This window comes from Brevundimonas sp., from assembly GCF_030704825.1.
GTDB lineage: Bacteria > Pseudomonadota > Alphaproteobacteria > Caulobacterales > Caulobacteraceae > Brevundimonas.
Genome location: NZ_JAUYNX010000038.1, coordinates 115,171 through 124,820, shown reverse-complemented (window position 1 = coordinate 124,820; position 9,650 = coordinate 115,171). Strand labels below are relative to the sequence as shown.

6 protein-coding genes and 1 pseudogene are annotated in these 9,650 nt (G+C 71.8%); 2 read left to right on the top strand and 5 right to left on the bottom strand.

Annotation, left to right across the window (positions count from 1 at the left end; genetic code table 11):
- A pseudogene (locus Q8Q71_RS16720) lies at positions 1 to 557 on the top strand (hypothetical protein); the annotation flags it as partial.
- 4 nt (positions 558 to 561) lie between these two features.
- On the opposite strand, the gene Q8Q71_RS16715 reads toward Q8Q71_RS16720, so the two are convergent.
- From Q8Q71_RS16715 to lepA, 5 genes are all read right to left on the bottom strand, one after another.
- The gene (locus Q8Q71_RS16715; protein WP_305760728.1) at positions 562 to 2,430 is read right to left on the bottom strand and encodes an LVIVD repeat-containing protein; all 1,869 of its coding nucleotides are present in this window, start codon (positions 2,428 to 2,430) and stop codon (positions 562 to 564) included.
- Positions 2,431 to 2,465: 35 nt separating this feature from the next.
- Positions 2,466 to 3,104 (bottom strand): DUF305 domain-containing protein, encoded by a 639-nt coding sequence (locus tag Q8Q71_RS16710; protein ID WP_305760727.1) that lies wholly within the window; start codon positions 3,102 to 3,104, stop codon positions 2,466 to 2,468.
- Positions 3,105 to 3,119: 15 nt separating this feature from the next.
- A complete protein-coding gene (locus tag Q8Q71_RS16705; protein ID WP_305760726.1) occupies positions 3,120 to 3,506 on the bottom strand; it encodes a hypothetical protein in 387 nt (128 codons plus the stop codon).
- A gap of 150 nt (positions 3,507 to 3,656) precedes the next feature.
- On the bottom strand, positions 3,657 to 6,320 hold the full coding sequence (locus Q8Q71_RS16700) for a glycoside hydrolase family 3 protein (RefSeq protein ID WP_305760725.1): 2,664 nt from the start codon (positions 6,318 to 6,320) through the stop codon (positions 3,657 to 3,659).
- A gap of 156 nt (positions 6,321 to 6,476) precedes the next feature.
- Positions 6,477 to 8,285, bottom strand: coding sequence for a translation elongation factor 4 (lepA, locus tag Q8Q71_RS16695; RefSeq protein WP_305760724.1), 1,809 nt, complete (start codon positions 8,283 to 8,285; stop codon positions 6,477 to 6,479).
- Between the two features lie 224 nt (positions 8,286 to 8,509).
- On the opposite strand from lepA, the gene Q8Q71_RS16690 reads away from it, so the two are divergent.
- On the top strand, positions 8,510 to 9,649 hold the full coding sequence (locus tag Q8Q71_RS16690) for an efflux RND transporter periplasmic adaptor subunit (RefSeq protein ID WP_305760723.1): 1,140 nt from the start codon (positions 8,510 to 8,512) through the stop codon (positions 9,647 to 9,649).
- Position 9,650 lies beyond the last annotated feature (1 nt).

Sequence of the window (9,650 nt, the reverse complement as noted above, 5' to 3'; positions counted from 1 at the left end):
CGCCCGCGCCGGTGCGTCCGCCCCCGCCCCGCCTGCGCCTGCGCCCGGCCCCGCCGTCGCCGACGGTGGAGCCCGTGGCGATCGCCCCCGCGCCGGTCGAGACTCCGCTGCCGACCCTGGGCGACGCCCAGCTGGCCGGGGCGCTGCGGGCCGGGACCGGAGCCGGCGGCGGCGCGGGCGGGACGGGCGCGGGGGCCGGCGGCGGCGGGTCGGGTCCGGGCGGGGCCTGCGACATGGTGCGGCGGCTGCAGGAGGCGCTGCGCGCCGATCCCGACATCCGCGCCGCCGTGGCCGGGGCGCGCGTGGCCCCGGGCTCCGGCGGCCGCGCCGTGCTGGTGTGGAACGGCGACTGGGTGCAGAGCCCCGGCCAGGCCGGGCGGGGCCTGGCCGGGGTGCGGCAGGCCATCGCGCTGGAGATCGCCTTCGCCCCGCGCGAATGCCGCGACCAGACGGTGCGCGGCTACGCCGTCATCGCCCTCGCCGACGGCCCGGGCGCCCCGCGCCTGGCGCTGGGGACCGGGTCGTGGCGCTGGCGCGACCTGCTGGGCGCCGGCTGAGGGGTCAGGCCCCGCGCCGCTCGAACAGGCCGGCCAGGGCCTGCAGCCGCGCTGCGTGGGCCAGGGCCGCCGGGGTCGAGGCCGCCGGAGTCGCCGGAGTCGCGGCGGTCGCCGCCGCCGCCAGCTTGCCGGCCAGGGCCGCCGAGCCGGCCGGGTCCGCCTCGCCCGCGCGCCAGCCCTCGATCGCCGCACCGACCTCGGCGTTCAGGGCCGCGTCGGCCCCGGGCGCACGGGCCAGCTGGTCGAGATAGGCCTGGGCCACGTCCGGGCTGTCGGCCCAGTCGACCCGGACCTGGGTCTGGGGATTGATGACATCGACCGCCACGGCCTCGGCCGCGGCGATCTCGGCCGCCGACAGATGCTCGTTGGGGACCAGGCGCAGCACGTCGAGGCCGCGGGCGATCTCGCTGGAATAGACCCGGCCGTTGAGCCAGTAGGCCGACCAGGAGCCGGCCACGAACAGCTTGCCGTCCTGGATCGGGCCGCGGTCGAAATACGCCACCTCGACCGGCTTCGTCGGATCGGTGAAGTCCATGACCGAGACCCCGCCCTGGTACCAGGCCTGGACCATCAGGTCGCGGCCGGGGACCGGGATGATCATGCCGTTGTGGGCGACGCAGTTCTCGTCGGCGCCCTGGGCGCTGGGCAGCTTGTGGAAGGCGCGGCCGCGCAGGGTGCGGTTCTGGATGGTGGCGACCATGTCGGCGCCCCAGGTCGACGGGTCCTCGGCCCGGCAGCGCGCGCCGATGCCGCCGCCCCATTCGTCGGTGAAGACCACCTTGTCGCCGGCGTTGTTGAAGGTGGCCGAGTGCCAGTAGGCCATGTCGGGGTCGAAGATGTCCGACACCCGCGCCGGCTTCTCGGGGTCCGAGATGTCGAGCAGGATGCCGTTGCCGCTGCAGGCGCCGGCGGCCAGGCCGATCTGCGGATAGACGGTGATGTCGTGGCACTGGTTGGTCTGGGCGGTGTTCTGGCTGGCGATGCCGGCGCGGCCGCCGCGCCACAGGCCGGCGACCCGGCCGGTCTCGCTGTCGGCGAAGATGCGCGGGCGGCTGACGATGGCGGCGTCCTGCGGCGCGTCGAGCGGCACCCTGATCACGTCGATCGAGAACAGGGCCGTCTCCGGATTGTCGGCCGGCTGGCCGTCGGTGCAGATGGCCAGCTCGCCGGTCTTGCGCACGTCCGCGGTGCCCGAGTTGTAGATGTACAGGACGTTGGGGTCGCTCGGGTGCGGCACCTGGGTATGGGTGTGCGAGCCGCGGCAGGTCTGGACGGCGGCGATCTGGCGCGGCGCGTTCAGGTCGCTAATGTCGAAGATGCGGATGCCGCGAAAGCGTTCGGCGTTGACCTCGCCCTGGGCCCCGCCCGTGCCGCAGTCCAGCCGGCCGCGGTTCTCCTCGACCGACATGAACAGCAGGTTGCCATGCACCGAGACGTCACCCTGGCCGCCGGGGCAGACCACCGACATGACCCGTTCGGGCGCGCCGCCTCCGGACACGTCATAGGCGTTGAAACCGTTGAAATTGCCCACGAACAGCCGGCCGTTCGACATCGCCATGTCGGTGTTGGCCATGGCCAGGGCGCTGAAGGCGGGATTGGCCCGCGCCCGCGCCATCAGGGCCTCGCCCTCGGCCTGGCTGGTCGGCGGCGAGAAGATGGCCTCGGGGTCGAAGAAGCCGGGGGCCGGCTCGACCGAATGCTCCAGCGCGAGACCCGAGGCCGCCTGGCCCGCGTCGCGGAGGCCGGCCGACAGGGCGCTGCGCGCGTCCTCCACGATGGTCTGGGCGACCGGCGCCTGGGCCTGGGCGGCGGAGGCGGCGATCAGCACGCCGAGGGCGGCGACGGTGGAGAGCAGGGTGCTGCGAACGTTCATGGCCGCTCCTTGGGGCAGGGTTCAGGGTTCGGGGTTCAGAAGTCGGAGAGAAGGGATTGCATGCGCAGGATCTCCGCCGACTGGTCGGCGACGACCGCGTTGGCGAAGTCGGACAGCAGGGTGTCCTGGGCCGCGTCCGGCCGCGTCATCAGGGTCTCGACCATGTCGATCGCGCCCTGGTGATGCCGGATCATCCCCTCGAGGAACAAGCGGTCGAAGGCCGGGCCGCGCGCGGCGGCCAGGGCCTGCATCCGCGCCGGCGACAGCATGCCGGGCATGAGCGGCGTGTCGGAGGCGGCCCCGGCGTGGCCGGCGTGCGCCATGCCGGGCATGTCCAGCGGCTGGCCGCGCCCGGCCAGCCAGCCGCGCATCAGATCCATCTCGGCCTCCTGGCTCATGGCGATGCGCCGGCCCAGCCGCTTCACCGCCGGATCGGCGCCCTGCGCCTCCAGCAGGGCCACCATCTCCACCGCCTGGCCGTGGTGGACGATCATATGCTGCATGAAGGCGACGTCGTCGGCGGTGAAGGTCGACCGGCTGAGCGCCACCGCCTCGGCGGCGGTGATCGTCCGCGATCCCGCCCCGGGCGCGCCCGGCTGGAAGATCGGCGGCGACGGCGCGCCCGCCTGGGTCGCCATCCATCCGGCCAGCATTAATCCGGCGAGGCTGTGCACGGTCCGGCGCTCCGCCTAGCCCGCCGTGCCGACGGTGCGGAATTTGCCGTCGTCCTGGCGCTGGCCGATGACCCAGACCAGGGTCTGGCCGCCGGCGTAGCCGACGCTCCAGCGCTCGACCGGACCGTCCGGCGTGTCCTCGGCCCCGACGAAGGTCATGGCCTCGATGGCGCCGAGGCCGGCCAGGGCGGGCGCCATGCCGGCGATCTGGCCCTGGCAGGCGGAGAACAGGCCGGGCGCCATCAGCGCCTCGAGACAGGTCCCCTCGGCGGCGGCGACGAGGATCTCGCCCAGCGGCGCGCGGAAGGCGCCGTCCGCGGGAGCGGCGTCCTGGGCCAGGGCCGGGAAGGCCAGCAGGCTCGCGGCCGCCGCGGCGGCGGCCGACATCATGCGGATGGACATGGCTTCATTCCCCGGCCGATTTCGCCGGGACCATGACGCAGGCGGGGCGGGCCGACAACGGGGCGCCGCATGACAAAGCGTTCATGGTCGGGGGGCGACATGGCTGCCCGCGCGGGCGGCCCGCGGCACGCGCGGACCCGTGCCGGATAACTAGAACGGAGCCAGTTCGCGCGCCCCGGCGATCATGAGGTCGACGCTCGCGCCGGGACCCAGCCGGTCCGCGGCGACATCCGGCTGCCCTCCGCCGACCCAGATCCGGGCGCGACCCGGATTGATCCGTCGCCGTCCGGCGAGATCGACCGTGCTCAGCGCCCGGGCGGGAATGTCGAAGCCTATGATCCGGCGCTCCCCCGCCTCCAGGAACACGCGCTGGAATCCGGCCAGACTGCGCGACGGCGCGTCCTCTTCTCCAGCCCGGGACACATAGAGCTGAACGACTTCCTCCCCGGCCCGGTCGCCCAGGTTGGCGACCTCGACCTCGACGCGCGCCGCTTCGCCCGCTTCGATGCGGCTCTGCGCGAGGCGGGCGCCGTCGTAGCCGAAGCGGGTGTAGCTGAGCCCGTAGCCGAACGGATAGAGCGGCTCACCCGCGAAGTAGCGATAGGTGCGGCCGCGCATCGAATAGTCCGTGAAGGGGGGCAGGTCGTCCGCGCTGCGATAGAAGGTCACCGGCAGGCGGCCGGACGGACTGAAGTCGCCGGCGATCAGCTCCGCCACCGCGCGTCCGCCGTCGCCGCCCGGATACCAGGCCTCGACGATGGCCGGCAGATTGGCCGCCGCCCAGTTCACGCTCATGGCCGATCCGTTCATCAGGACGAGGATCACCGGCTTGCCCGTGGCATGCAGGCGTTCGAGCAGATCCTGCTGGGGCGCAGGCAGGTCCAGACTCGTGCGATCGCCGCCCGAGAATCCCGGCGCCTGGACCGACATCTCCTCGCCCTCGAACCGGGCGGTCAGACCGCCGGCGAAGACCACCAGATCCGCCTGGCGAGCCGCCTCCAGCGCGGGTCCGACCCCGGCTCCGGGGCGGCTCCAGCGGAGCCGGTGCGTCGCCCGGGCCCCTTTCTGAACCGCCTCGATGCGGATGGCGTGGACGCGGTTCGCGGACAGGACGACGGGACTGTCCGAGTTCGTCCAGTCCGCGTCCCGGACGTCGGCGACCAGCTGATCGTCGATGTAGACGCGATAGCCCGCGTCGCCGGTGTAGCGGAACCGGTACTCGCCGGACTCCGGCGGCCTGACGAAGCCGGTCCAGCGGATGGAGGCGTTGCGTTCCTCGCGGTCGGGCCAGCCCCAGCGGACCATCGCATTGACGTCGTCCCGCGAGGTGGACGGCCCCTGCAGATCCGGCGTCGGAAAGTCCTCGGCCCGAAGACCCGTTTCGGTGCAGGCGCGATCCCGGCAGAAGGCCGCGTCCGGTATGTCCTCCAGCGGCGGCGCCACCCAGCCCGCGCCCTCGACCCAGGTCACCTCCGCCTCGGGGAAGCGCGCGCGCAGACCGCTCACGATCGTCGACGGCGCCGATGGCGTCCCGTTGTAGTTGCCCACCAGGGCCTCGAGGCTGTCGGCGTTCGGCCCGATCACCGCGATGCGGCGCGGCGCGGCGGCGAGCGGCAACAGGCCGTCGTTCTTGAGCAGAACCAGTGATTTCCTGGCCGTCTCCAGGGCGAGGGCGCGGTGGGCCGGCAGGTCATAGTCTCCCGGCCCGATGCCGGCGTGGGGACCGCTCACGGCCAGATCCATCACGCCCAGCCGGTACCGCGCCGTGAAAAGCCGCACCAGCGCCCGGTCCAGTTCGGCTTCCTGCAGCAGGCCCTGCTCCACCGCGCGCACCGTGGTCTGCGGGTCGCCGGTCGCGTTGAACCGGAAGTCGCAGATCAGGTCCGTGCCGGATCGCACGGCGAGGGCCACCGCCTCCTCGGGCGTCCGCACGGTCGCGTGGGCGGCCGGGAGGTGGATATCCGCGACCGCGCCGCAGTCCGAGACCACATGGCCGTCGAAGCCCCAGTCCGTCCGCAGCCGCTGCTGCAGATAGTCGGGACTGGCGCAGGCCGGCAGGCCGTCGATGGCGTTGTAGGCGCACATCAGGGCCTGGGCGCGCGCCTCGGTCACAGCCGCGTGGAAGGCGGGAAGATAGGTGTCGACGACGTCGCGCGGAGCCGGATGGATGTCGTCGCTGTGGCGCGAGGCTTCCGGACCGCTGTGCACGGCGTAGTGTTTGACCGCCGCGATGGTCTTTGGGTGATCCGGATCGTCGCCCTGGAGGCCGCGGATATAGGCGACGCCGAACCGGCCGGTGAGGAACGGATCCTCGCCCCAGGTTTCCTGGCCTCGGCCCCATCGCGGATCGCGGAAGATGTTGATGTTGGGCGACCAGACGGTCAGGCCGCGATACTGGGCCGACCCGCCGTCTCCGGCCCGGGTGTCCAGGTATTTGGCGCGGAACTCCGTGGCCACCGTGTCGGCCACGCGCTGGATGAGGTCGACGTCCCAGGTGGCCGCCATGCCGATCGCCTGCGGAAAGACGGTGGCGACATCGGCGCGGGCGACGCCGTGCAGGCCCTCGTTCCACCAGTTGTAGGCCGGGACCTGCAGTCGCGGAATGGCCGGCGCGTTGTGCTGAATCTGGGCCGCCTTCTCCGCCAGCGTCATCCGGCCGACAAGATCGGCCGCCCGCGTTTCCGCGTCCGGTTCGCTGCCCCGGGAAGCCGGCGCCTCGGACGCCCCGGCGACGGCCGGAGTCATGCAGACGGCGGCGAGGGCGAGGACGCATGACAGCGTCAGCAAGGAGAATCCGAACTTGCCGCGGGACATCCAGGCTCCTGCCACTTCTGTTCCTGAGCGCTTATTCGTATGATGATATGCCTTTTGGCGCAACATGGTCGGCCGGTCCGGGGCGGCAGGATCAGCGCGGCCGGGCAGGCCTCGTCGGGAGTCCCGATGAGTCAGAAGCGGCCGTGCGCCCGCGCCTCAGTCCTCATCCATCTTCAGCGCCGCGATGAAGGCCTCCTGCGGGATCTCCACCTTGCCGAACTGGCGCATCCGCTTCTTGCCGGCCTTCTGCTTCTCGAGCAGCTTCTTCTTGCGGGTGGCGTCGCCGCCGTAGCATTTGCTGGTCACGTCCTTGCGCAGCGCCCGCACCGTCTCCCGCGCGATGATCTTGCCGCCGATGGCGGCCTGGATCGGGATGACGAACAGGTGGGGCGGGATCAGCTCCTTCATCTTCTCGACCATGCTGCGGCCGCGCATCTCGGCCCGGCCGCGGTGGACCAGCATGCTGAGGGCGTCGACCGGCTCGGCGTTGACGAGGATGTTCATCTTGACCAGGTCGCCGGGCTTGTAGCCCGACAGCTCATAGTCGAACGAGGCGTAGCCCTTGGAGATGGATTTCAGGCGGTCGTAGAAGTCGAACACGACCTCGTTCAGCGGCAGTTCGTAGACCACCAGGGCGCGGGAGCCGACGTAGCTGAGTTCGACCTGCGAGCCGCGGCGGTCCTGACACAGCTTGATGACGCCGCCGAGGTATTCGTCGGGGGTCAGGATGGTGGCCTTGATCCACGGCTCCTGGATTTCCAGGATCTGCATCACGTCGGGCAGGTCGGCCGGATTGTGCAACTCCATGGTCGAGCCGTCGCGCAGGCCGATCTTGTAGACCACCGAGGGGGCGGTCGCGATCAGGTCGAGGTTGAACTCGCGGCTGAGCCGCTCCTGGATGATCTCCAGATGCAGCAGGCCGAGGAAACCGCAGCGGAAGCCGAAGCCGAGGGCGGCGCTGGATTCCATCTCGTAGGTGAAGCTGGCGTCGTTCAGGCGCAGGCGGCCGATGGCGGCGCGCAGGTCCTCAAAATCGGCGGCGTCGACCGGGAACAGGCCGCAGAAGACCACCGACTGGACCTCCTTGAAGCCCTTGAGCGGCTCGGCGGTGGGCTTCTTTTCGTCGGTGATGGTGTCGCCGACGGCGGCGTGGGCGACCTCCTTGATCTGGGCGGTGATGAAGCCGACCTCGCCGGGGCCCAGCTGGTCGACCGGGGTGCTCCTGGGCAGGAAGACGCCGACGCGGTCGATCAGATGGGTCGAGCCGTTCTGCATCATCTTGACCCGCTGGCCGGTCTTCAGCACGCCGTCGAAGACGCGGACCAGGACGACGACGCCGAGGTAGGGGTCGTACCAGGCGTCGACCAGCAGGGCCTTGAGCGGGGCCTTGGGATCGCCCTTCGGGGCCGGCAGGCGGGTGACGATGGCCTCCAGCACGTCCTCGATGCCGAGGCCGGACTTGGCGCTGCACAGGACGGCGTCGGAGGCGTCCAGGCCGATCACGTCCTCGATCTGCTGGCGCACCCGCTCGGGCTCGGCCGCGGGCAGGTCGATCTTGTTGAGGACCGGGACGATCTCGTGGTTGTTGTCGATGGCCTGGTAGACGTTGGCCAGGGTCTGGGCCTCGACGCCCTGAGACGCGTCGACCACCAGCAGGGAGCCCTCGCACGCCGCCAGCGAGCGGCTGACCTCATAGGCGAAATCGACGTGGCCCGGGGTGTCCATCAGGTTCAGGACATAGTCGAGCCCGTCGCGCGCCTTGTAGTTCAGACGCACCGTCTGCGCCTTGATGGTGATGCCCCGCTCCTTTTCGATATCCATCGAATCCAGAACCTGGGCGCTCATCTCCCGCGCCGTCAGCCCGCCGGTGAATTGAATCAGGCGGTCGGACAGGGTCGATTTGCCGTGGTCGATGTGGGCGACAACGGAGAAATTCCGGATGCGTTCGATGGGAGGGGTCGTCATGGCCGCGCCGGTAGCACGGCGGGGCGCGATCGCCAACGCGAACCCCGGGGCCGGGGCGGTTCGCCACCGCGTCCGGCACGGATTACTTCGCCGTAAGGCTGTGGTTTGGCGTTTGAGAAGCGGCGGCTAACCCGCTATTCAACAGCCGATGACAGGGGCGCCCGGACGGGCGACCCGAAGGTTTGACGCGCGGCTCCCCACCGCGGCGTCCATGGGGATCAAACGTGGCGAACATCCTGCGGAACAGCCGGGCCGGCGCGGCCATCATGGTTCTGACCCTGGCGCTGGCGGCCTGCGGCGGCGACGAGGCGGCCAAGAAGGCCGAGACCAAGGCCGGGGCCGGCGGCGCTTCCAGCCAGACCGTTTCGACGGCGGTCGCGACCTTGCAGAACCTGCCGCGCACGGTCACGGCCTCGGGCACGGTTTCGGCGTGGGAAGAGGTGCCGGTCGGCGCCGAGACCGGCGGCCTGACCGCCACCGGCGTCTATGTCGACGAAGGAACCTGGGTGCGTCAGGGCCAGCCGCTGGTGCAGCTGAACGACGCCCTGCTGCGCGCCCAGCTGCGCCAGCAGCAGGCGGCGGTGCAGACCGCCGAGGCCAACGCCGCCCGCGACCAGGCCGCCCTGGGCCGGGCCCAGGAACTGAAGGAGCGCGGCTTCCTCAGCCAGGCCTCGCTGGACACCGCCCTGGCCAACCAGCGCGCGTCGAGCGCCAATGTCGCGGCGGCGCAGGCGGCGCTGTCCGAAACCCGCACGCGCCTGTCGCAGGCGACGATCAAGGCGCCCGTCTCGGGTCTGGTGATCAGCCGCAGCGTCACGCGCGGCCAGATCGTCGGTGCGGGAACCGAACTGTTCCGCATCGTCCGCGACGGCCGGCTGGAACTGGACGCCCAGGTGCCGGAGACGGAACTGGCCCTGGTCCGCGCGGGCCAGGGCGCCGTCGTCTCGTCCGACCAGATCGGGGAGACCACCGGCCGCGTCCGCATCGTCACCTCCGAGGTCAACGCCGAGAACCGTCTGGGCGTCGCCCGCATCGCCCTGACCGGCGGCGGCTTCCGCCCCGGCATGTTCGCCCGCGCCCGCATCCAGGTCGGCGACCAGCCGGCGGTGACGGTGCCGACCGCCTCGGTCCTGTACCGCGAGAACCGCGCCGGGGTGTTCGTGCTGGGGACCGACAGCCGGGCCCGCTTCCAGCCCGTTACGGTCCTGTCGCGCACCCGGGATTCGACCGCCGTGGGGGGACTGGCCGCGGGATCGCGCGTCGTGGTCGCCGGCGCCGGCTTCCTCGGCGACGGCGACCGGGTGACCGTGGCGCCCGCCGCCCGGCCCGCTCCCGTCAGCGCCGCCGCGCCGGCGAAGAAGTAAG

What these genes read in the sequence shown, in the direction of transcription:
- Q8Q71_RS16715 (WP_305760728.1), bottom strand. Translation starts at nt 2,430, where the DNA reads ATGAACGTTCGCAGCACCCTGCTCTCCACCGTCGCCGCCCTCGGCGTG.
- Q8Q71_RS16705 (WP_305760726.1), bottom strand. Translation starts at nt 3,506, where the DNA reads ATGTCCATCCGCATGATGTCGGCCGCCGCCGCGGCGGCCGCGAGCCTG.
- Q8Q71_RS16700 (WP_305760725.1), bottom strand. Translation starts at nt 6,320, where the DNA reads ATGTCCCGCGGCAAGTTCGGATTCTCCTTGCTGACGCTGTCATGCGTC.
- lepA (WP_305760724.1), bottom strand. Translation starts at nt 8,285, where the DNA reads ATGACGACCCCTCCCATCGAACGCATCCGGAATTTCTCCGTTGTCGCC.